General features: G+C 41.3%; 20 protein-coding genes. 9 read left to right on the forward strand and 11 right to left on the reverse strand.

Going from position 1 to position 23206, the window contains the following annotated elements:
* From VK541_RS09230 to gap, 10 genes are all read right to left on the reverse strand, one after another.
* Positions 1-965, reverse strand: a 965-nt coding sequence (locus VK541_RS09230) for an FtsW/RodA/SpoVE family cell cycle protein (RefSeq protein WP_324369210.1), incomplete at its 3' end; no start/stop codon positions are given.
* 4 nt (positions 966-969) lie between these two features.
* Positions 970-2316 (reverse strand): UDP-N-acetylmuramoyl-L-alanine--D-glutamate ligase, encoded by a 1347-nt coding sequence (gene murD / locus VK541_RS09235; RefSeq protein WP_414692614.1) that lies wholly within the window; start codon positions 2314-2316, stop codon positions 970-972.
* On the reverse strand, positions 2313-3560 hold the full coding sequence (gene mraY, locus VK541_RS09240; protein WP_324369212.1) for a phospho-N-acetylmuramoyl-pentapeptide-transferase: 1248 nt from the start codon (positions 3558-3560) through the stop codon (positions 2313-2315). Before mraY ends, murD begins: the two co-directional genes overlap by 4 nt.
* A complete protein-coding gene (locus tag VK541_RS09245; RefSeq protein WP_324369215.1) occupies positions 3560-5017 on the reverse strand; it encodes a UDP-N-acetylmuramoyl-L-alanyl-D-glutamate--2,6-diaminopimelate ligase in 1458 nt (485 codons plus the stop codon). Before VK541_RS09245 ends, mraY begins: the two co-directional genes overlap by 1 nt.
* A 1-nt stretch (position 5018) precedes the next feature.
* A complete protein-coding gene (locus VK541_RS09250) occupies positions 5019-7112 on the reverse strand; it encodes a penicillin-binding protein (protein ID WP_324369217.1) in 2094 nt (697 codons plus the stop codon).
* Positions 7112-7519 (reverse strand): FtsL-like putative cell division protein, encoded by a 408-nt coding sequence (locus VK541_RS09255; protein ID WP_324369220.1) that lies wholly within the window; start codon positions 7517-7519, stop codon positions 7112-7114. The genes VK541_RS09250 and VK541_RS09255 overlap by 1 nt, the downstream gene beginning before the upstream one ends.
* On the reverse strand, positions 7516-8421 hold the full coding sequence (gene rsmH / locus VK541_RS09260; protein WP_324369222.1) for a 16S rRNA (cytosine(1402)-N(4))-methyltransferase RsmH: 906 nt from the start codon (positions 8419-8421) through the stop codon (positions 7516-7518). Before rsmH ends, VK541_RS09255 begins: the two co-directional genes overlap by 4 nt.
* Positions 8411-8884, reverse strand: a complete 474-nt coding sequence (gene mraZ, locus VK541_RS09265; protein ID WP_324369224.1) for a division/cell wall cluster transcriptional repressor MraZ — start codon at positions 8882-8884, stop codon at positions 8411-8413. Before mraZ ends, rsmH begins: the two co-directional genes overlap by 11 nt.
* A 211-nt stretch (positions 8885-9095) precedes the next feature.
* Positions 9096-10289, reverse strand: coding sequence for a phosphoglycerate kinase (locus tag VK541_RS09270; protein ID WP_324369226.1), 1194 nt, complete (start codon positions 10287-10289; stop codon positions 9096-9098).
* 179 nt (positions 10290-10468) lie between these two features.
* A complete protein-coding gene (gene gap, locus VK541_RS09275) occupies positions 10469-11464 on the reverse strand; it encodes a type I glyceraldehyde-3-phosphate dehydrogenase (protein WP_324369229.1) in 996 nt (331 codons plus the stop codon).
* A gap of 368 nt (positions 11465-11832) precedes the next feature.
* Between gap and VK541_RS09280 the strand changes: the two genes are divergently transcribed.
* Positions 11833-12252, forward strand: coding sequence for a DUF4488 domain-containing protein (locus tag VK541_RS09280; RefSeq protein WP_324369232.1), 420 nt, complete (start codon positions 11833-11835; stop codon positions 12250-12252).
* A gap of 6 nt (positions 12253-12258) precedes the next feature.
* On the opposite strand, the gene VK541_RS09285 is transcribed toward VK541_RS09280, so the two are convergent.
* Positions 12259-13221: a glycosyltransferase family 2 protein gene (locus VK541_RS09285; protein WP_324369234.1), complete on the reverse strand. Its 963-nt coding sequence runs from the start codon at positions 13219-13221 to the stop codon at positions 12259-12261.
* Here VK541_RS09285 and VK541_RS09290 point away from each other — a divergent pair.
* The 8 genes from VK541_RS09290 to VK541_RS09325 all read left to right on the forward strand — a co-directional run.
* Entirely contained in the window at positions 13186-15543 is a 2358-nt protein-coding gene (locus VK541_RS09290; protein ID WP_324369236.1) for a GumC family protein, read from the forward strand. The genes VK541_RS09285 and VK541_RS09290 overlap by 36 nt on opposite strands.
* On the forward strand, positions 15540-16646 hold the full coding sequence (locus VK541_RS09295; RefSeq protein WP_324369238.1) for a glycosyltransferase family 4 protein: 1107 nt from the start codon (positions 15540-15542) through the stop codon (positions 16644-16646). The genes VK541_RS09290 and VK541_RS09295 overlap by 4 nt, the downstream gene beginning before the upstream one ends.
* A 70-nt stretch (positions 16647-16716) precedes the next feature.
* On the forward strand, positions 16717-17565 hold the full coding sequence (locus tag VK541_RS09300) for an ABC transporter permease (RefSeq protein WP_324369240.1): 849 nt from the start codon (positions 16717-16719) through the stop codon (positions 17563-17565).
* Positions 17566-17569: 4 nt separating this feature from the next.
* Positions 17570-18322: an ABC transporter ATP-binding protein gene (locus VK541_RS09305; protein ID WP_324369243.1), complete on the forward strand. Its 753-nt coding sequence runs from the start codon at positions 17570-17572 to the stop codon at positions 18320-18322.
* Entirely contained in the window at positions 18313-19443 is a 1131-nt protein-coding gene (locus VK541_RS09310) for a glycosyltransferase family 4 protein (protein WP_324369246.1), read from the forward strand. Before VK541_RS09305 ends, VK541_RS09310 begins: the two co-directional genes overlap by 10 nt.
* Complete coding sequence (locus VK541_RS09315) at positions 19427-20845, forward strand: exosortase Y-associated Wzy-like protein (RefSeq protein ID WP_324369248.1); 1419 nt, start codon at positions 19427-19429, stop codon at positions 20843-20845. The genes VK541_RS09310 and VK541_RS09315 overlap by 17 nt, the downstream gene beginning before the upstream one ends.
* A gap of 7 nt (positions 20846-20852) precedes the next feature.
* Positions 20853-22004 (forward strand): XrtY-associated glycosyltransferase XYAG1, encoded by a 1152-nt coding sequence (locus VK541_RS09320; RefSeq protein WP_324369250.1) that lies wholly within the window; start codon positions 20853-20855, stop codon positions 22002-22004.
* Positions 22001-23206, forward strand: a 1206-nt coding sequence (locus VK541_RS09325) for a glycosyltransferase family 2 protein (protein WP_324369252.1), incomplete at its 3' end; no start/stop codon positions are given. The genes VK541_RS09320 and VK541_RS09325, both read left to right, overlap by 4 nt.

Below are 23206 nucleotides of genomic sequence, written 5' to 3' on the forward strand. Positions count from 1 at the left end.
AGACTAAAGCTTAAACCCGCAGCTAACAAAGCCCCAAAGGCCTTAGGAGCTTTGGTTACAATTTTTATACACCGGTAAAGCAATATCACGTACAGTATCATCACAACAACGCCTCCAATAGTGCCATATTCTTCGATGATCATTGCAAAAACAAAATCTGAATATGGATGGGGCAGGAAATTCTTCTCAATACTGTTACCGGGCCCTTTACCAAAAAAGCCACCGGAAGCCAAAGCGATTTTTGAATGATCAGACTGAAATGTCTTGTCAGAATTTTGCAGCTCAGGATGCAGGTATGTATTGATACGGGATTTGTAAACCTCTCTTCTGGGTCCTAAAAAAGCTACAAATAGCAACAGTACAAATCCACCGGCACATACCAGTAAAATCTGCTTAATACTGATTCTCCCGATGATAAGCAGTAAAATACTTACTCCAAACAGCATCAATGCTGTAGATAGATTAGCCCACGCTATTAAAACAAATACAGCACAAACAGAACCCATTATCGGGACAAATGCTTCTTTTACATTCTTTATATTCTCCTGTTTTTTTGTGAGCATTCTGGCCAGAAAAGTAATCAAAGCCAGTTTTGCCAAATCTGAGGTTTGAAATGTCAAACCTATTACCGGTATTTTTACCCAGCGGGAGGCTTCATTTACATTAGCTCCAAAAATCAGGGTATACACCAACAAGGGAATAGTAATGATCATTAATATTTTAGAGATCCCGGCGTAATACCGGTAGTCCAGTAAATGCGCAATGTATATCATAGCAATACCGATCAGTACAAAAATAACATGCTTGGTAAGCAATAACTTCTCCACGCCCACACCTCTTTTAAAGGCCAGTGTACTGGTGGAACTATACACGACCATAATAGAAATTATAGACAACAAAATAATGATCAGCCAGATCCAGCGATCACCTTTTGTCTTATCCAGAAGTGTATTTATTGCGATCATAATTCTATAATTCTTTAACAGCGGTCTTAAACTGGTTACCCCTGTCTTCGTAGTTCTTAAATAAATCAAAACTTGCACAGGCAGGTGACAACAAGACGGTATCTCCTTTTTTTGCAAGGTGATATGCTACCTGAACTGCTTCATGCGCTGAAAATGTATTGACAATAATCTCCACGTCGTCTTCAAAAGCTTCATGAATTTGCTTATTGTCCTTTCCCAAACATATAATGGCCTTGACCTTCTGATGGACCATATCTTTCAACATGCTATAATCATTACCTTTATCAACACCGCCCATGATCAGAATAACATCGGTCCCGACACTTTCCAGAGCATACCACGTAGAATTTACATTTGTAGCCTTTGAATCATTGATGTAATCCACACCAGAAATCTTGGCAACATGTTCCAGTCTGTGTTCAATATTTTTGAAATCGCCCATACTCTCACGGATGGTAGTATTGCGGATATCTAATACTTTAGCTACTATGCCAGAAGCCATAGAGTTGTAAATATTATGCTTACCCTGTAGGGCTAACTCTGTTATGGACATGGTCAATTGATCGTTAAGGTTTATATTTATATGTATGTTGTTGTTCTCCAGGTATGCACCATTTTCAATCTTTCTTCTGATTGAAAATGGGTACTTCTTTGATTTTATTTTATCAGGATTCAGAACTTTTAATGTTTCCTCATCATCAGCACAAAAAATGAAAGTATCTTCTGCAGTTTGATTTCTTGTTACCCGCATTTTTGATGCAGCGTAATTGTCAATTTTATACTCGTACCTGTCTAAGTGATCAGGCGTGATATTTAGCAGAACAGCTATGTCTGCTCTAAAATCGAACATGTCATCCAGCATAAAACTCGATAGTTCCAGTACAAACCAGTCAAATTCTTCAGTCGCCACCAAAGCCGCAAAGCTATTTCCAATATTACCCGCAAGTCCTACCTTTAATCCCGCCCGCTTCAAAATGTGATACGTCAGCATTGTAGTCGTCGTCTTGCCGTTTGACCCGGTTATACAGATGGTTTTAGCATCTGTGTACCTTTTGGCAAACTCAATTTCCGAAATAACAGGAATGCCCTTTTTCTTTATTTCTTTAACTATTGCTGCCGTATCCGGAATACCGGGACTTTTAATAACCTCTGCTGCATCTAAAATCTGATCAGACGTATGTTGGTTTTCCTCAAACAGGATCTTTAAATCTTTTAAACTTTCTTTATACTGATTGCCTATCGTCCCGAAATCAGACACAAAGACATCAAATCCTTTCTTTCGCGCTAAAATTGCCGCCCCTACACCGCTTTCACCGGCACCTAAAACCACTATTTTTTGCCTTTCCATCATCTTAATTTTAAAGTAACAATGGTGATAATAGCCAGCAGTATCCCAATGATCCAGAACCGCGTTACGATCTTTGCTTCGTGATATCCTTTTTTCTGGTAGTGGTGATGCAGTGGTGCCATCAGGAAAACCCTGCGCCCTTCCCCATATTTTCTCTTGGTATATTTAAACCATCCTACCTGCAGCATAACGGATATGTTTTCAATAAGAAATATTCCGCAGAGTACCGGGATCAGCAGCTCTTTGCGGATCATGATTGCAAAAGCTGCAATTATTCCACCTATTGCCAGACTGCCTGTATCGCCCATAAATACCTGTGCAGGGTAAGAATTATACCACAGAAATCCAACACACGCACCTACAAATGCCCCTGCAAAAATCATTAGCTCTCCCGAATTGGGGATGTACATAATATTCAGATAATCAGCAATGACAGTGTTACCCGATACATACGCAAGTAAACCCAGCGTAATCCCAATTATGGCAGAAGTACCCGTCGCCAGGCCATCTATCCCATCGGTAATATTAGCCCCGTTAGAAACAGCCGTCACGATGATGATCACAACCAATAAGAAGACAAAAACAGCATACTTCTCATATCCGGGGCCCAAAAACTTCAGCACCTTGGCGTAGTCAAATTCATTGTTCTTATAAAAAGGCACATTGGTTATGGTTGATTTTACATCCTGAGTATAATAAAACCCATCCCCTTTGGGCCTCAGCACCAGGGGTGCCTTGTCCGTTAAAATACCCGATTCGGGGACAGTTTGCCTAACTACGATGTTTGGATTGAAATACATGGTCCAGCCGATAATAACAGCAAGCCCAACCTGGCCAACGATCTTGAATCTACCAGCCAAACCCTCCTTATTTTTCCTAAACACCTTAATATAATCGTCAACAAAACCGATTACACCCATCCATATCGTGGTTACGATCATGAGTATGACATAAATATTTGAAAGATTTGCCAATAACAAGGTCGGGACTAAGATCCCTAGCAAAATCATGATTCCTCCCATAGTCGGGGTACCCTGCTTTTGCATTTGTCCTTCAAGGCCCAGATTCCTCACTGTTTCACCAACCTGCATTTTCTGCAGGTAGTTGATAATTCTTCTTCCGTAAACCGTCGTGATGATTAAAGAGATGATAACAGCTAAAGAGGTACGAAAAGTAATGTATTGAAACAACCTCAGTCCCGGAAAATCGTAATGACGATTCAGATATTCAAATAAATAATACAACATTAGCTGATTAGGTTAAATTGTTCGGTTAATATCTCCTTATCGTCAAAATGGTTTCTAACTCCATTGATCTCCTGGTACTTTTCATGACCTTTTCCCGCCAGGAGAATAATGTCTCCCGGATTAGCCAGATGACAAGCAGTTTTAATGGCCTCTTTTCTGTCCAGTATGACCAAAGTCTTGCGCTTGTTTGTAGGTGACACTCCCACTTCCATGTCATTCACAATTGCCTGCGGATCTTCAGTTCTTGGATTGTCAGATGTCAGAATAACTTTATCACTCCAATCACAGGCCACCTGCGCCATGATCGGCCTTTTAGTTTTATCTCTGTCACCGCCACAACCAATTACAGTAATCACCTTCTCATTTCCTTTTCTTATATTTTGAATAGTGCTTAAGACATTCTGAACAGCATCAGGAGTATGCGCGTAATCGACTATCCCTATGATTTTCTGAGGTGACAAGATATAGTCAAACCGCCCCTCTGCACCGTCAAGATTACTCAATATGGTTAACACATCAAGCTGATCCTGTTCGAGCAGCATCGCCGTACCGTAAGCCGCAAGCAAATTATAAGCATTGAAAGAACCAACCAGTTTAAAGAAAACATCAGCACCATTAACGTCCAGATGCAATCCTCTGAAACTATTTTCTATAATCTTAGCCTTGAAATCAGCCAGTTGCTTCAAGGCATAGGTCTTTTTTGACGCCTTAGTATTTTGCAGCATTACCATACCATTTTTATCATCGGCATTCGACAGCGCAAACGCTGATTTTGGCAATAAATCAAAAAATTCTTTCTTAGCCTTAAGGTAATTGTCAAAAGTTAAATGAAAATCTAAATGGTCGTGAGTGATATTAGAAAACACACCCCCTGAAAAACTTAAGCCCGCAATTCTGTGCTGAACTATTGCATGAGAGCTGACCTCCATAAAGCAATAACTGCAGCCGGCATCCACCATATCTTTCAATAACTTATTCAAAGCTATCGGATTGGGAGTAGTATGCGTAGCCGGAATAACCTTATCATTAATGTGATTCTGTACCGTAGATATTAACCCGCTCTTATACCCTAATCCACGAAAAAGCTTAAACAATAAAGTAGCAATGGTCGTCTTACCATTTGTCCCCGTAATTCCTATTAATTGTAATTTTGAAGCAGGATTTTCACAAAAATTAGCAGCCATGATCCCTAAAGCGACGGCACTTTCTGCAACAGCAATATAAGTAACCGGCGACTTGAGGTCCTGAGGGACTTGCTCACAAATCACGACAGACGCTCCTTTTTCAATCGTTGAAGAAATATAATCATGCCCATCAGACAATGTTCCCCTGATGGCAAAGAAAACATCGCCTTTCCGCACCTGTCGAGAATCAAAAACCAGCTCAGTGACTTCCCTGTTGGTTGTGCCAATAAGATTGGTTATTGCTATTCCATATAATAATTCCTGCAGCTGCATCTTATTGTAATTCTATTTGCACTAACAATCCCTTTCCAATTTTGCTCCCGGCCAGTATAGACTGCCCCATCACTTTTCCGCTTCCCTTTACCCTTGTCTTTAAACCGGCGTTTCCGAGAAGATACAATGCATCTTTAAGTCCCATTCCCTTTACATTAGGCATGACACCCTTTAACATACTCAGATCTTCATATACTACACCGTTATTGGTATCAACAGCATTGAAATAATCGGATTTAGCAGCATAAAGTGCTTTAATTCCAAAGGCATTGTATACTTTTTTGACGGCCTTACTTTGTCCGGCCTTCGCCTCCGGATTTTGGGTGTTGCCAACCAAATGTTCATCAACAGCATTGTACATTTGAGCGTCTCTCGCGTAAATTCGATCTGCAATCTCCCTAAAAGGCGGGCCGGCAACTAAAGCTGCATAATACGCGCCCTTCGGTTCATTGATCACTACAATTAATGAATACTTTGGATTATCAGCCGGAAAATAGCCGCAAAAAGAACTCTGGTACTGTTTTTTAGTATAGCCGTATTTTCCATCTGCCACCTGGGCAGTGCCCGTCTTGCCAGCAATCTTATAAAACTTTGATGCCAGGCTTTTGCCCGTTCCCTCAGTAAATACCCCTTCAAGCATTGCTCTCAATTTTCCCAAAGTTGCGTCCGAACAGATCTTATCGTTGATCACACGCGCTTTAAATTGTTCGATCGGGTTCCCGAGTTTTCTGATTTCTTTTACAAAGATCGGTGCCACATATTTACCATTATTGGCAACGGCGTTGTAAAACGAAAGCATTTTTAATGGAGTCAGCTGCATCTCATAGCCATAGGCCATCTGCGGGAGTGTCATGTTTTTATTCCAGCTTTTGTTGTTTGGGTTTTTCACAACCGGCTGAGCCTCACCAGGAATTTGCAGACCAAGTTTTTCATTCAAATGCCACCTGTACAAATGATCTGTAAATGCGGATTGATCATTTCTATAATGTGTGTTGACCATTTGTGCAATTGCCGCATTTGAAGATTCCGTAAATGCTTTTTTCACGGTTACAACACCAATACTCCCGTGCGAGTCTTTAATCAGCTTCCCAGGGACCTGGTAGTTGCCGGTTCCAATCATAGAATTGGTATCAACCTTTTCGTCTTCTAGTAAAGCCATATAAGATGCCAGCTTAAAGGTCGATCCAGGGTCCTGATTTCCGGCAATCGCATAATTAAAAGTTTCCTTATATTCGCCCTTAGCCACCCTTGTATAATTTGCAATTGCCCTGATTTCCCCGGTCGCTACCTCCATCAGGATAACAGCACCATGATGTGCATCACTAAGTTTTAATTGTTTTTCCAGCGCATTTTGCGCCAAATCCTGCATATTAATATCTATTGTAGAAATGATGTCCGCCCCTTCTTTTGGGGCAATTTCAGCTTCGTCATTAACAGGCATCCAGACACCTCCAGATATTCTTTGCACCAGCCTTTTTCCGCTTTCCCCGTTAATATACTCACCAAATGCCCCCTCAAGTCCCACGCCATTGCTTACATTTTCATTTTTATAGCCTATTGTTCTTGCGGCAAGGTATTTAAACGGCAAAATCCTTTTGTTCTGCTGAACAGCGATCAGACCGCCCGTATATTTTCCCACATTAAAAAGCGGAAATGTCCGGATCGTCTTTAGGTCCTGGTAGCCAACCTTTCTTCTGATCAATAAATAACGGGCACTATCCCGCCTCGCAGCCCTCAGATAGCGGGAATATTCTTTTGAAGATTTATCTTTGAAAAACCTGGAAAGACTAAATGCCAAAGAGTCAACCTTACTGTCAAACAATTCTTTATCACTTATACCTCCGGCATAGGTATCCATCCTCAGTTCATACTCTGGTATTGAAGTAGCGAGCAAGCTCCCGTCTACAGAATAGATATTACCCCTTGCAGCTTCCACGGAGACATACTTTGTAGAGAGACTATCGGCCATGGCACGCCATTTCTGTCCCTCTACAAATTGTACATCACAAAGCCTGACCAGTACTGCCACGGCAAACAGCACGATCAGCCCAAAAGACAAATAAACACGCAATAATATGTTTGCTCTGATACTCATTATTGGTTGCTGTTAACTAGTATTTTTTTTGGCGGCTCAGTCAATTCTTTAATTCCCAGGGTATCTACTTTTTTAGCCACCTCAGTAAGCTTACTTTTAAACATCAGATCAGCTTTAAGCGACTTATATTCCCAGCTCAATTCCTTAACTTCTTTATTTAACTGATCGATCTTTCTGATATTTTTAATAGCCATATGACTATTGGCGATGTACAGCATGCACAACATGGATAAAAATATGATGTAGGGAAGCATTTGTGTAGCAGCCTCCTTACTTACGACCCCCTCAGCAAATAGCTTCTTAAAGAATAAATTTTCACCTTCCGGCGCATTTTTCTTCACCTTCAGTTCAATTTCCTCTTCCATTTCAGGCTCATCGTCGATATGTTCTCTGAACCGGTTATTCATATCTTTTCCCCAATCCTTAATTTTGCACTTCTAGCCCTGCTGTTGCGTTCCAGTTCGGCAGCATCTGCCATCACCGCTTTTCTGGTGATCACTTTAAACGGTTTTTGCTCATTTCCAAAAAAATCCTTTTCCACTTCCCCTCTAAATTTGCCTTTAGCCAAAAAACTCTTTACAGGCCTGTCTTCTAAAGAATGATAGGACATGATTACCAAACGGCCCCCGCTTTTCAAAACATCTGCAGTTTGCAATAAAAATTCTTCCAGCATTTTAATCTCCGCATTCACCTCGATTCTTAGCGCCTGAAATACCTGCGCCATATATTTATGCTCTTTACCTTTTGGAATGTGCGCACCTGCAGCCTTTTTGAAATCGGAAAGTGTCAGTATAGCCTGATCAACGCGACCAGAGACAATGGCCCTGGCCAATGATTTTGCATTTTTCACTTCCCCATATATTCCAAAGATCTTGTGAAGCTGATCCTCCGGATAAGTGTTTAGTACATCAGCGGCGGTTAACGCACCCTGCTTATCCATACGCATATCCAGAGCAGATTCGAATCTTGTTGAAAATCCCCTTTCAGGCTCATTAAACTGATGCGAAGAAACACCCAGGTCCGCCAAAATGCCATCAACAGATCTATAGCCCAACAGGCGAAGATTATTTTTAAGAAAGGCGAAATTTTGATCTACAAAATGAAAGCGCGGATCATCTATCTTATTCCTCTGGGCATCGGGATCCTGATCAAAAGCAATCAAAACACCATCTTTGCCTAAATTCTTAAGGATTTCTCTCGAATGTCCCCCACCTCCAAAAGTAACATCGACATAAACACCGTCAGGCTTCAGGTTTAGCCCGTCGATACATTCTTTTAACAGAACAGGAACATGATAGCTATTCTCCATCTTCCCTCCTGTTCTTACCGCCCATAACTTCAGCCGCCAGCAACGCAAAATCAGCAGGATCTTTATCAAATAAAGAATCGTATGCTTTTTTGGACCAAACTTCTATTTTATCAATCTGACAAGCCAATACCAGTTCGGCATTTACCTCAATCCCGGCAGACTCCATTAAAGTTTTAGGCAAGTTCACCCTGCCGGTGGCATCCAAAACCAATTCGGTAGCACCCCTGGTAAATAAACGGATAAATTCTCTTGTCTTTGGCTCGTACGGATTCAGCTTACTCAAATCCTCCACTATCTTTTCCCATACTTTTTTAGGGTAGATCACCAGGTGCTTTTCAAAACCACGATTGATCACAAGTCCCTCCTGCTCAACATTAGGCAATTGTCTTTTCAGACTCGAAGGCACCATCAAGCGGCCTTTCGCATCCAATTTACAATCAAACTCTCCTAACAACTGAACCATTTTAATATGTGCATTTTTATGTAGTGTAAAAATAGGTACTTCTACCACTTTTTACCACATCCTACCACAAAAAGTTTTCCACATATTAAAATACGACCACTTTGCCCCATTTTCGACCCAAAAACTCCCTAAACAGCAGTGGGAGAAGGTGGTAAAAAAACAGGCGTTTCGTAAAAAACGAAACGCCTGTCCTTAAAACTAATCAAATTGATTAATCATTTATTGCTTTAACACCAGGCAATTCTTTACCTTCCATGTACTCCAGTAATGCGCCGCCACCGGTAGATACGTAACTCACCTGGTCTTCTAAATTGAACTTGGCAATTGCCGCAGCAGAATCGCCGCCGCCGATCAGGGAAAATGCTCCATTGTTTTGAGTAGCGGCTACTACGGCATCAGCTATAGCGCGTGTTCCCTGCTCAAAATTGGCCATTTCAAATACACCCATCGGGCCATTCCACAACAAAGTTTTAGATTCTCCGACTACTTTAGAAAACAGCGCTATTGTTTTCGGGCCAATATCGAGACCCATCCAGTCAGCAGGGATCTTACCTGAATCTACTGTATCTTTTTTAGCTTCATTATCAAACTTATCTGCGATCACGGTATCAACAGGCAGGATTAAATTTACACCTTTAGCTTTAGCTTTTTCCAGCAGCTCAAGGCACAATTCCATCCTGTCTGCCTCAAGCAGCGAAGTACCTATTTCGCCTCCCTGGGCCTTAGCGAAAGTATATGCCATACCGCCACCAATGATCAGGTTATCTACCTTATCCAGCAGGCTTTCTATTAGCAAAATTTTATCTGATACTTTGGCACCGCCCATAATTGCAGTGAAAGGTTTATCAGCGCCATGATTTACTTTCTCTGCATTTTTCAATTCTTCAGCCATCAGGTAGCCAAAGTATTTATCCCTGGGAAAAAATTCAGCCACGATCGCTGTAGACGCATGCGCCCTGTGCGCAGTACCAAAAGCATCGTTCACATAAACATTTCCAAGCGCTGCCAATTTCTGAGCAAAATCCTTATCCCCTTTTTCTTCCTCTTTGTAAAAACGCAGGTTTTCAAGCAGCAAGACCTGACCAGGGCTTAGATTTTTTGATTTTTCAACCGCATCCCTGCCAATGCAGTCATCGGCAAACTTCACTTCCAGATCAAGCATCCTTGACAAATCGCCAAGTATGTGTCTCAAAGAGTATTTATCTTCAGGACCGCCTTTCGGCCTTCCCAAATGAGACATCAATATCACGCTTCCGCCATCATTAAGAATCTTATTAATTGTCGGCAGTGCTGCACGCATTCTTTTGTCATCAGTAATATTAAACTCTTTATCCAAAGGGACATTAAAGTCTACTCTGACTAAAGCCTTTTTATCGGCAAAATTGCATTGATCTATTGTTCTCATTCTTTAATTGTTGTTTTTGTATCGATTGGTTCTAAATTCTGCGCGTCTATACCGGCAATCTAATTCCAGGCAAATCACTTCAGGCCCGGTCTTTTGCAAAATGCAGCGACCGGAACTCCCGGCACCGCACCAAATATAAGAAGCATTGGCGGATGTCAATGCCGAAAAGCAAAATTTATCTAACCTTTGCTTTTAATGATCTTTTCAACCACATCAACAAGACGGGCTGAATAACCCGACTCATTGTCATACCAGCCCACGACTTTTACCAGATCGCCCACTATAGAGGTAAGCTGGCTGTCAAAGATACAGGAATGGGGATTGTCCAAAATATCGACCGACACTATCGGATCCTCAGTATACTCCAGAATTTGGCTCATCTCATTCTCTGAAGCTCTTTTAAAAGCTTCATTGATTTTTTCTATGGTGGTTTCAGTTTTAAGGATACAGGTAAAATCTGTTAAGGATCCGTTCAATACCGGAACCCTGATCCCCGCACCTCCCAGTTTCCCCTCTAAATGAGGAAATATATTGGTAATGGCCTTTGCTGCTCCTGTACTTGTTGGGATGATGGAGGCTGAAGCCGCCCTTGCCCGGCGCAAATCCTTATGCGGGGCATCGTGAAGGTTCTGGTCTCCGGTCATCGAATGTACCGTAGTAATGTATCCGTCCAGGATACCCCAGTTATCGTCCAGTATTTTCACCATGGGCGCCACATTATTTGTGGTACAGGATGCATTGGACAGTATCTCAGAACTAAGATCTATCTCATCATCATTTACCCCAAGTACAACCATCTGTACCGCCTTATCGTTACAAGGTGCAGACAACAGTACTTGTTTAGCGCCGGCCTTCAAATGAAGATCCGCTCCCGACTTGCTTGCAAATTTACCCGTCGACTCCAGTACCAGGTCGACTTTCAATTCTTTCCAGGGCAGATTTTCAGGGTTAGGCTCAGCATAAACAAGAATCTTTTTGCCATTAATGATCAGACTGTCCTTTTCGGCCCTGACTGTACCCTTGAAACCTCTGTGGACCGTATCGTACTTAAAGAGATGGGCCAAAGCAGCCGGATCACCCAGATCGTTTATAGCAATAATATGGAGATTTTTTTCAAGAGCAGTACGCAAAAATATGCGTCCTATCCTGCCAAAACCATTAATAGCAATGTTCATTTTCCTCGTTTTGTTCTGGGGGCAAAAGTACCGATATTATAGCTATCAGCGTTAATTTTCCCCGAGGAAATGACATTTCTTAAAGTATTAGCCGGAACCGCTTCAACTGCCCTTACCCCAAACCTGCAGCACACCCATACCCGACACGGGACTTAACCGGAGTTGACAGGTCCAAGACCCTGTCAACCCCGAATGCGATGCGTATCGGGTACGGGCGTGTTGCGTTTGTGAGGTTAAGGCAGATACAACACAGCATTTACGCAGGCATATCAGCAACAATCACAAACGCCGGCGGCAGATGCTCATCTGTAGTTTGTAATATCCAATTGGAATCTTTAGTTTTAAAGTAACCAATATACCGGATAACCATGAAATCTAAATTAACGCTCGCCTTCTTCACCGTTTTACTGGTGATGTGCATCACAAACCTATTTGCACAAAAAAACCTTTTCACAGGCAGATGGCAACTCGCTGGCATTGCACCCGATGCAGGCTATAGCTATCATAAAACCTTTGATGAAAAAGGCAATTTTTTTGTCACCAGAACAGTTGGAACCAACACGGTTAAAACGCACCAGGGTAAATATGTAGTCAAAGACGGCTCCATATACCTGGAGATCATGAGTAATGAGACTGACCCTACCAGGTCGCATGTTGCTGGTCAAACCACGACTATTGAATATAAGTTCAGTGAAGATCAAAAGACCATGACAGTAAAAGGGCTTGCTGTAAACGGCAACTCAGACTGGCATGAGGAATGGAAAAAAATAGACGCCCCCTCAGTATAAGACAATTCAGAACCCGGGCGATATCCTGAATTGCCTTAATTTTCGGATTTTTTTTTGAAGAACTGCACACAGCGGTGCGGGAACTTCATGATTGGCTAGGATTCTGTAATCATATACCCACGACATGAAAACATTCAGGAGCGGCCCGTTACTCATACCGCCCTTCCTCATGTGCACCATTATTTTATCGATACACACTGCCTTGATTTGCTTCCTGTATAGTAAATTTAATATAAAATCGTAATCTCCGCAGGTACCATAATTCAGCGCATAAAAAGTATCGCCGTCAAGGGCGCTTTTTTTGACATAAAAGGTGGGATGCGGCGGCATCCAGCCATTTTCAAGACAACTGCGAAAATAAGGCCTTGATTTCCATTTTCTTCTTATGATGCCCCTCCCATCTCTGGGAACAAAATCAAGATGACCGTAAACAGCATCGCAGTCACCAGATTTAATCCGATCAACGATGGCTGATAAAACATCATTGCCTGCAAGCCTGTCATCAGCGCTTAATATCCCTAATATATCTCCCCTTGCAATTGCAATCCCTTTATTTAAAGCATCATATATTCCGAAATCGGCCTCACTCAACAAAAAAGTTGTAAAATCTTTATGTTTTTCTATAACGTCAAGAGTTCCATCTACCGAACCTCCGTCAATAATAATGTGCTCTAAATTTTTATAACCCTGACTCTGTACGGAGATCATACAATCTTCTATATATCCAACACAATTTAAAACAGCAGTTATTATTGTGACTTTCATATTAATATATATATTTGCCACAATAATAGTAAAATCATTCAAATATAACAATAATAAATATTTTGAAGTAATTATCAATATTTTAAAAGAAAAATCAGGATTTTGTTTTTCTTCATTAAATTTTGATAAAACTGCAGAAAACTGATTGTTAAAATAAATAGAAACCGAATGCAAAAAGAAATGGCCAGAGGTAATTATTTTCAAATGCCAGGAAACATTAGCTACAGAAAAATAGCGACGATCGTTCTAAGCAGATGGTACTGGCCAGCTGGATCTTTGCTTCTTGGCCTGATTGCAGGAACCATTTACATCCATTATCAGCAACCGTCATATTCGGCTTCTGCATCTGTAAAAGTTGAAGAAAAACGTTCGGAACTGTCTGAACTGATAAATGTCAGGAACATCTATGACCGGACAAATAAAGCAGAGTCAGAACGATTTATACTTAAATCAAGAAATGTTCTGCAAAAAGCTTTGGCCTCGATTCATTACGATATAGCTTATTTCAAAAAGGAGAGATTTCGCCTCATAGATGTCTATCCTGAAAAACCCATATTCATCCGCATCATTAAGGACAATAAAGAACCAAATGCAAATTCCGATTTTGAATTTGAATACGTTAATAAAGACACCTATCGATTGACCTTTTTAAACGGAAGTAAGAAATACTCAAAATATTTCGAATATGGCAAAAAAGTTTGTGCAGGCAATTTCGAATTCAAAATTGAAAGGTCCTCAGGTACTTTAAAAGAAAAGACATACATTTTCAGGATTAACGCTGCTGAAAGATCATTGCGAAAGCTTGTAAATGAGCTCAGTATCGATGAGACAGAAAACACCAATATTATAAATCTAAAGATTACCGCACCAAACCCTTATTTCGCCAGGGACATATTGAATGCAATACTAGACCAGTACCTCAAATTTGACAAATTACAACGGGCGGCTTCTGTAATTCAAACCGAAACTTTTATTGGGTCTTTACTCGATACCATGTCTGAAGCAGTAAAGGTATCTGGGCAAGCGATCCAGGAATTTAAAAGAAATAACGGCTTATTAAATCTTTCTTCGGCTTTAAACACAACCTCCAATCTTTTAACGGCGCTTGAAACCCAGAAACATGCCTTGGATATTCAGACCATAATGATTGCCGAATTTGAAAAACGCCTGCATAAACCCGGGGAGCCGGACAATTTAACCTACGGCCCGCAAGACATTTCAGATCCACAATTGAATGCATTAATATCCAAATGCAACGACCTGATTATTAAGAAACAGCAACTGCTAAATTTTTATACCCCAAATTCTCCAGAAGTAAAAAGGATTAGCGGAGAGATCAGCACATTTATGCAGACCATTGGCAATAACATATCCTCAAAACTTAAGAACAACAGCAAGACACGTGCGATACTAAATATACAAATTGACAGCATCCGCAAAAATCTTATTGAGCTGCCAAAGACAGAGCGGGGGCTCATTAATTTACAATCCAGATTTGATGTTGATCAAAAAATATACAATTATCTTTCTGAAAAACAGTTGGAGGCGCAGATTTCCAGAGCCGCAGTAACCTCAGGGGCTGTTATTATTGACAAGGCAATTCTACCAACAGAAGCAATATCACCAATTCCTTTAAAAGTTTACACTTCATCTGTCCTCATCAGCCTTTTTCTTGGAGTAAGTCTGATCTTTTTCCTCCGGATATTAGATCCCTGCATCTATACAAGACAAGGAATTGAAGAATATACTGACGTACCCATAATCGGGATTATCAGAAAATATTCCTCTGCAGAAAGCGGGGAAAAAATACCTGTACTAAACGATTTGAGATCAATCTTTGCAGAATCAGTAAGATCGGTCAGAAGCAACTTAAGTTTCCTTGCATCAGGAAAAAAGAGCAAGATCATATGCATTACTTCCGAGATCTCCGGGGAAGGCAAGTCATTTGTATCATTAAATATTGCAGCATCACTGACGCTGATTAAAAAGAGCGTCCTGTTAATTGCAACAGATATGAGGAAGTCAAGACTCCACAATGCTTTCCATCTCAGTAACAATATCGGGTTAAGCCAGTACCTGTCTGATCAAAATGATTTGGACAGCATCATTAAACAAACCGCCCTGCCCAATCTTGACTTCATAACATCTGGTCCAATTCCTCCGAATCCTGCAGAACTTCTGCACAGTACGAAGATGGAACAACTGTTAAAGAAAATGGAGGCCAGATACGATTTTATCATCCTTGACTCAGCGCCGGTCGGCCTGGTTACCGACGGAAAATCCCTGATTAAAATGGCTGACATCAACCTGTTTATTTTACGTTATGGGGTTTCCCGGCATTATTTTGCATTAAGCCCCAAAATCCTGGAAAAAGAATTTAATCTCTCCAATTTCGCCATCATTTTAAATGATTACAAAGAAGACGGTTATCGCGGTAGTTTCTACAAGGAAAAACAAACAACAGGGTCCTATTACTATCCAAATCAAACCTATGGCGCATATCATAAAGAATACCTTAAATCATGAATAAAACAGCAAAAGTTTTGTTTCTGGCGTTAAATACATTTGACAGCACTGGTGGCGTTCAAAAAGTCTGCAGAACATTGTGTTATTGTTTTAAGGATATTCTGGGCGGTAACTTCAGGGCATTCTGTCTCCACGGTGAAAAACCCGATCCAAAATACATCAACAGTCTGCAATTCAAAGCTTTTAAAGGCAGTAAAATCACATTTGCTTTCAGTTCCCTGATTCGCGGAGCAACCAGCCCAGCCATCATTATCAGTCATATCAATTTGATTTCAATCGCATTGCTCATCAGGGTTTTCAACAAAAGATCTAAAATTGTCTTGCTTGCTCATGGCACTGAGGTCTGGAGAAATTTACCAATATGGAAAAAGTGGTTTATTAAAAACCATGTACACATCTGGTCCGTGAGCAACTATACAAAACAGGTACTTGAGAAGCGGCACTGCATTCGAAAATCCAGTTATGTAGTCAGCAATTGCCTGGATCCTTTTCTGCAGCCCCCGGCCAAATTTGACAAGCCTGCGTACCTCATCGAGCGGTATGCCTTATCTGAAGACCAGCCGGTATTACTGACCATATGCAGGCTTAGTGAACACGAACATTTCAAGGGATATGATCAGGTGATCCATTTGATGAAAAGCTTATCAAACAATTTTCCGGATGTCCGTTACCTACTCTGCGGCGAGTCAGACCAACAGGAATTTGACCGGCTGAACCACCTCATCCTAAAGAATAACCTTGAGCAAATGGTTTCCCTTCCCGGTTTTATCCCTGATGAAGAACTTACGGATCATTATCTGCTGGCTGATCTTTTTATACTTCCCAGTCAAAAAGAAGGATTTGGACTGGTGCTTATAGAGGCTGCAGTATGCGGTTGCCGCATCATTTCCGGAAATGCAGATGGCAGTCCCGATGCAATGCTCAAGGGAAAACTCGGGACCTTGATTAACCCCGCAGATCAAAATGAACTGTATCTGGCTATACAGGAAAATTTAACCTTTCAAAACGATGCACAAATGAAAAAAACAATGCAAACATTAACACTAAAGCATTTTGGCTACCCCCGATACCGAAGAAAAATTAAACGCATGCTGTTTCGTTAGTCCGTCAAAATTAAAATGAAACCATCATGATGACAATAGCTTCATTACCGATGAAAAAAAATATAAACAGATGAAAAACAACAATAGTCAATCCTGGATTATTCAATCAAAAAGATCAGCTACTGACTTTAAGCTAAAACAAATATTGAATTACAGATACCTGATATACTGCCTGGTGCACAGAGACATAACCGCATTATACAAACAGACCATACTCGGTCCGCTATGGCTTCTGGTTCAGCCCTTGCTCACTACTGCAGTATTTACGCTCATTTTCGGGACGCTGTCAAAAATACCGACAGACGGGATTTTCCGGCCGCTATTCTATCTGTCAGGTATCATCATGTGGAACTACTTCGCCGAGTGCCTGAACAGGACATCAACCGTCTTTAAAGACAACAGTATGCTTTTTGAAAAAGTGTATTTCCCAAGACTGATCATCCCAATAAGTATCGCACTTTCCCTTCTCTTCAGATTTTCGATCCAATTAGTGCTGCTGTGCACCGGCATTTTCATTTTTCATTGCCAGGGCACCCATTTTCAAGGCAACCGCACAATTGTTTTGCTTCCGGTGATTACACTCTTAATGGCCTTTCAGGGTCTGGGAATTGGGGTTTTGATTGCCGCATTGACAGCAAAGTACCGCGATCTCACTTTTTTGCTGGCCTTTGCCATACAACTATTAATGTACGCAACGCCAGTGATCTATCCGCTGTCTGCTGCTCCCGTCAACCTGAAATGGCTCATACTGGCGAACCCGATGACAGCAGTTGTAGAAACTTTCCGGTTTTCTTTTTTTGGAAGTGGCAGTTTCAACTGGATAAACCTGCTCGGGTCAGCTGTGACCACATTGGTACTGCTCTTTGCCGGACTCCTCGCCTTTCATAAGGCTGAAAAAAACTTTATAGATACGCTTTAATGCCATGACGAAAATTGCCATTAAAGCAGAAAAAATCACCAAAGCTTATTTTACGGATAAAATCGGCACAGGAACGATCACCCGTGACTTTGAGCGCTGGCTTGCCGGGATATGCGGAAAAGCTGACCCGTATTTACCGGCAGAACCGAATCCTGAAAATAACTTCAATGTCTCCCAAAAAATTTTCTGGGCGCTTAAGAACATTAGTTTTGAAATTAACCAGGGTGAGGTTGTCGGTCTGGCGGGGCATAACGGCGCCGGAAAAAGCACATTATTGAAGATACTTAGCAGGATTACTACGCCTACATCAGGTAAAATCATAGGAACAGGACGTATCATAAGTTTGCTGGAAATCGGTTCCGGCTTTCACCCGGAACTGACCGGAAGAGAAAACATACATTTAAACGGAGCTATGCTAGGCATGCGTAAATCGGAAATTAAACGGGAAATGGATGCTATACTTTTTTTCGCAGAGGTGGAAAAATATATAGACATTCCTGTAAAGAGATATTCATCGGGGATGTACACCCGGCTGGCCTTCTCGATTGCAAGTCATCTCTATTCCGATGTCCTGATCGTTGATGAAGTACTTGCCGTTGGCGATCATGCATTTCAGTTAAAATGTATAGATAAACTAAAATCACTAAGCCGCGATGAAGGCAAAACAATTATTCTGGTCAGTCACAATTCAGAAAACATCAAGTCTTTCTGCCATAAAGAGATCAAACTCATTAACGGACAACTGTCATGTCAATAAAAACCAGGCTCGCAATAATTTGCACCCACCCGATCCAATATTATGTCCCGGTTTTTAAACAACTGGCAGAGGTAACTGAATTAAAAGTATTTTACACTGCAGGAAAAAAAATCAGTTTTGACAAGGGTTTTCGACTAAATATTCAATGGGACATTCCATTGCTGGAAGGCTACGATTTTCAATTTCTGATCAACAATGCAAAAAAACATAGCACAAGCCGTTTTTTTGGAACAATAAATCCGGATGCGACAAGCATTATCCGGCAGTTTGACCCCAGTCACATCCTTATCTACGGGTGGGCACATTACAGTCATTTTAAGATCTTAAATTATTTTAGCGGAAAAGTCAGGATATTATTTCGCGGGGATTCCACAGCGCTCCGGCAGCAGCACCCGCTAAAATCCCTGACAAAGAAAATAATATTGAAATACATATACAGCCGTGTAAATCATGCCCTTTATACCGGCATCAACAATAAGTACTATTTCAAAAACTACGGGCTCAAAAACAATCAGCTCATTTTTGCCCCTCATGCAGTAGACAATGGACGGTTTGCCTGTACCAGGGCCACACTTCAGATCAGAGAAATGCTTCAGATCAAAAACAGCGAAATAGTCATCTTATTTGCGGGAAAATTTACAGCAGTTAAAAACCCCGAAATGCTCCTCAAAGCTTTTGCGGGTCTTCAACTCACAAACACGCACCTTTTGATGGTGGGAGACGGGCCCTTAGCCGCCAATCTGAGAAGTATATACCAGCATGAAAAAATTCATTTTCTCCCTTTCCAAAATCAATCCAATATGCCTGCAGTTTACCAATCCTGTGATCTGTTTTGTATGCCTTCAAAAAGCGATTCCTGGGGCCTGGCCATAAATGAAGCAATGGCGGCAGGCAAAGCCATACTGGCCTCAGACATGGTTGGTTGCTGTGCAGACCTTGTGAAACCTGCTAACGGAATGATCTTTCAGAGCAACAACATCTCAGACCTTAAACAAAGACTTGTCAAATTAACGCACAGTAAAGCTAAACTCACACAACAGGGACAATCATCCAAAGTCATCATACAGAAATGGAATTTTGAAACACAAGTAAAAGGTATATTAAGTGCATTATCCATATAATTTATCCAAAAAGCTAATTGTCCTTTTATACATTCCCTGGATCATATCAGAGTTGATCAGTTATCACCCTGTGCTGTCCTATTTTGTTGCCTGGCTGGGTTCTTTTTTTATCTTCTATTTAACCATTGCCTCTCCGTTGAATCAATTTAGTGCAGATCTTCCTAAGCAGCAGCAGTCCATGAGGCCGATTGTACTGATCCAGCTCATTTTTGCAGGATTCATGTGCAGTACTTCTATTTTTTACTTTTTTGACCATCTCGGATACGAATACCTGACAGACATCAATGCGCAATCCTTTCAGATCAGCGAACAAACGGCAAGAATTGCCAAATGCCAGCGTTTGGCCCTGCTCGGTCACACCGCTCTTTCGACCGGAATTCTGTCAATGACCAAATACTTCCCTCCTGTGAAATACGGAATTGCTGCAGCGCAAATTCCGCTGCTCATAAAACTTTGCATACTGACCTACCTGGCCGCATCCTCCCTGGTCCTTATCCCTGAACTCATTCAGTTTAAACAGCCGCTGTTAAATATAGCACTCAGCTGCAGCGCATATCTTTTTATACTTGGCATCACAGGCAAACACCGACTTTGCGTACTCTTCGGAATCACCACATTTGGCTTAAATATTATTTCCGCCGCACTTAGCGGTTTTAAAGAAGCGGTTATCCTGAATGTAATCCTGACCACATTCCTTGCTTATCCATATTTCAAAAGGACTGTCCTTGTACTCTCAGTCCCGGGTATTTATATTTTGTTATATGTTTTACCCACGTTTACTGCCGTGATCCGCAATCAATCGTGGATAAAAAAAAAGACCAGGGAGCAGGCTGGCGTCGAAGCCTACCAGACTTTTTTTGGCGAACACAATGAATACCAGATCATCAGCAACAACTGGGAATTTCTGACCAATCGTTTCAGTGAAATCGGGATGTTTACAGTATATGTAAAGCAGGTGCCATCTCACTATCCATACTATGGGTTACAAATCATTGAAAATTCAATTGCTGCCCTGGTTCCGAGGGCATTATGGCATGAAAAACCAAACACAGAACGTCTTGCCATGGAAAGGGTGTATAAAGCCGGCGTCGCCAACAGAGCTTCGTCGGTGTCGGCCAAAACAAGGCCCGTGGTCGATGCCTATCTAACAGCCGGCCCCATTGGTGTTTTCATTGCGATGCTCATTTATGGAATTCTGACACAATCCATTTGCAACAAAGCAGAACAATTATTTGGCGGATATGATCTGGGTTGCATTATTATTTTCAATAGCCTGTTCCAGTCATTGTGGCGTGGAAATACATTTGAATTCCTGCTGAACAATATCCTTTATAGTTATATACTGATGATGATCATTCACTGGATCTTAAGAAGAACAAAGATACTAATACCCTTATACTGATGAAACCATGAAAATAATACACATTACCCCTTCCTACAAGCCTGCGTTTATCTACGGCGGCACCATTTCGGCGATTGCTCAATTGTGTGAGGCCTTAACCAAATCCAATCAGGATGTGGAAGTGATCACTACAACAGCCAACGGAAAAGAGAGGCTTTCTTTCCAGACTGCAAAAACTCATACCATTGATGGTGTCAGCATCACGCATTTTAAAAGGTATACCAAAGACCACACGCATTTTTCACCATCATTACTATGGCATATGCTCCATACCATCAAAAAGAACCAAAAAGAACTGATCATCCATATCCATTCCTGGTGGAACCTTACCTCATTATTTTCCTGCCTGATCGCAAAGCATAAAAATATACCCGTAGTACTTTCGCCACGGGGTATGCTCAGCCCGTACACGCTAAGCAATAGAAATAAGCTGTTCAAGGCCCTTATACATCTTCTGATTGGAAAAAAACTTGTCAACTATTGCAGGATTCATGCCACCAGTGAAAAAGAGCGCAAAGACCTTTTAAAGATTCAAAATCAGACAAATATTGCAGTAATACCTAATTTGGTGCATTTCCCTCCCGCCGTAAGCTTTTCAGCGGACAATCATACCCGCAGCAAAGATAAATTCAACCTGCTGTTTCTTTCCAGAATTGAAGAAAAAAAAGGACTCGAACTCCTGTTCAAAGCACTTCACAAAGCAGACTTCCAGTGGCAGCTCACTATAGCGGGGGCCGGAGAGGAAGGATATCTAAAAAAACTGAAGTTCCTTGCCCTGGAATTAAAAATCTGTGATTCCATAACCTGGACGGGTCATATCAACGACTGTGATAAATATCAAGTGATCGCTAAAAATGACCTTTTAGTACTCTTCTCCTACAATGAGAACTTCGCAAACGTCATTGCAGAAAGCCTGACAGTAGGCACACCCGTTGCCATTTCCAGGGAAGTAGGGCTTGCGCCATTTATTCTCAAACACGATTTAGGCTGGGTGTCAGAATTGAACCCTGACGCTATCGCCGCCACACTAAGTCAGGCTTTTAATGATACGGGGAAAAGAAAAAAAATAAACCGGGTTGCCCCTGCTTTAGTCCGGGCGCACTTCTCAACAAAAGGGATAATTGAACAGTACTTAAACTTATACAGGCATTCATCATGATCAATCCTCATTTAACATTTATCATATTGACATTCAACGAGGAACTGAACATCAGGCGTCTGCTGGACTCCATAACTCCGCTAAACGCCCAAACCTGCGTGCTTGATTCAGGAAGCAAAGATAAAACACTGGACATTTGTCAGGAATATGGAGTAAATACAAAGTATCACCCGTTTATCAATCATCCCAGGCAATGGGATGCGGCATTAAAATTATTTGAGATCAGCACACCCTGGGTAGTCTGCCTCGATGCCGATCAGATCATTTCTCCCGAACTGCTCATGCGGCTGCAGGAATTTAAAGCAGAAAACCATCCTGACCTTGACGGCATTTATTTCAACCGTAAAAACTACTTCAAAGGCAAATGGATCAGGTATGGTGGCTACTATCCCAAGTTTCTGCTGAAAATGTTCAGATATGATACCGGATACTCTGACCTGACCGAAAATATGGACCATCGTTTTCAGGTCCCCGGCAAAACAGTCCTTTGGAAAACGGCTTATCTCATTGAAGAAAACTTAAAGGAAAACCAGATCAGCTTCTGGATAGAAAAGCACAACAGGTACAGTGACCTGCTTGCAGATGAGGACCTTGCGAGAAGAAGCAGGCAAATAAACAGTCTTGTCAGACCTAAACTGTGGGGTTCGCCAAATGAACACAATGCCTGGTTAAAAAAGATATGGCTTCAATTGCCTGTTTACCTCAGACCTTTTTTGTATTTCTTTTACCGGATAATTTTTCAATTGGGAATTCTCGACGGCAAGACCGGAATTATATTTCATTTTTTGCAGGCTTTCTGGTTTAGACTGGTAGTCGACATAAAAATAGAAGAGAGAAATTCGATAGATAAAATCTACAAACCAAGTCCTCTTAAATTTTTAATTGTCTTTATCGGTCTCTTCTCCATTTTTTATATGTTTAATATTATTCATATCGCCATCACCACACCCGCCGGGTACTATTCCGCATTCGTTGACCTGCACTTAAATTACATCTCCTTTTGGAGAAAATTCAGCATCAGCTCAACAGCCGGGATCTTAAAATCTTTGGGATATTTAGTGCACACTACCCCTTACGGACTTACGGTCAAAGACCATTCAGGCTTCAAACTCGTCTATTCCTGTCTTGGATATGGTGTGATGAGCTGTTTTGCTGCCTTTGTAATTTCCTTCCCCGCAGTTTTAATGTCCCGGATCAAATTT

Origin of the sequence: Pedobacter sp. (assembly GCF_035317785.1) — a bacterium.
Classification (GTDB): Bacteria; Bacteroidota; Bacteroidia; order Sphingobacteriales; family Sphingobacteriaceae; genus Pedobacter.

Coding starts and splice junctions, on each gene's coding strand:
- VK541_RS09290 (WP_324369236.1), top strand. CDS start 13,186: ATGCAAAAAGAAATGGCCAGAGGTAATTATTTTCAAATGCCAGGAAAC.
- VK541_RS09255 (WP_324369220.1), bottom strand. CDS start 7,519: ATGAATAACCGGTTCAGAGAACATATCGACGATGAGCCTGAAATGGAA.
- murD (WP_414692614.1), bottom strand. CDS start 2,316: ATGATGGAAAGGCAAAAAATAGTGGTTTTAGGTGCCGGTGAAAGCGGT.
- gap (WP_324369229.1), bottom strand. CDS start 11,464: ATGAACATTGCTATTAATGGTTTTGGCAGGATAGGACGCATATTTTTG.
- mraZ (WP_324369224.1), bottom strand. CDS start 8,884: ATGGTTCAGTTGTTAGGAGAGTTTGATTGTAAATTGGATGCGAAAGGC.
- VK541_RS09320 (WP_324369250.1), top strand. CDS start 20,853: ATGAAAATAATACACATTACCCCTTCCTACAAGCCTGCGTTTATCTAC.
- VK541_RS09300 (WP_324369240.1), top strand. CDS start 16,717: ATGAAAAACAACAATAGTCAATCCTGGATTATTCAATCAAAAAGATCA.
- VK541_RS09295 (WP_324369238.1), top strand. CDS start 15,540: ATGAATAAAACAGCAAAAGTTTTGTTTCTGGCGTTAAATACATTTGAC.
- VK541_RS09310 (WP_324369246.1), top strand. CDS start 18,313: ATGTCAATAAAAACCAGGCTCGCAATAATTTGCACCCACCCGATCCAA.
- VK541_RS09270 (WP_324369226.1), bottom strand. CDS start 10,289: ATGAGAACAATAGATCAATGCAATTTTGCCGATAAAAAGGCTTTAGTC.
- VK541_RS09280 (WP_324369232.1), top strand. CDS start 11,833: ATGAAATCTAAATTAACGCTCGCCTTCTTCACCGTTTTACTGGTGATG.
- VK541_RS09250 (WP_324369217.1), bottom strand. CDS start 7,112: ATGAGTATCAGAGCAAACATATTATTGCGTGTTTATTTGTCTTTTGGG.
- rsmH (WP_324369222.1), bottom strand. CDS start 8,421: ATGGAGAATAGCTATCATGTTCCTGTTCTGTTAAAAGAATGTATCGAC.
- VK541_RS09245 (WP_324369215.1), bottom strand. CDS start 5,017: ATGCAGCTGCAGGAATTATTATATGGAATAGCAATAACCAATCTTATT.
- VK541_RS09305 (WP_324369243.1), top strand. CDS start 17,570: ATGACGAAAATTGCCATTAAAGCAGAAAAAATCACCAAAGCTTATTTT.
- mraY (WP_324369212.1), bottom strand. CDS start 3,560: ATGTTGTATTATTTATTTGAATATCTGAATCGTCATTACGATTTTCCG.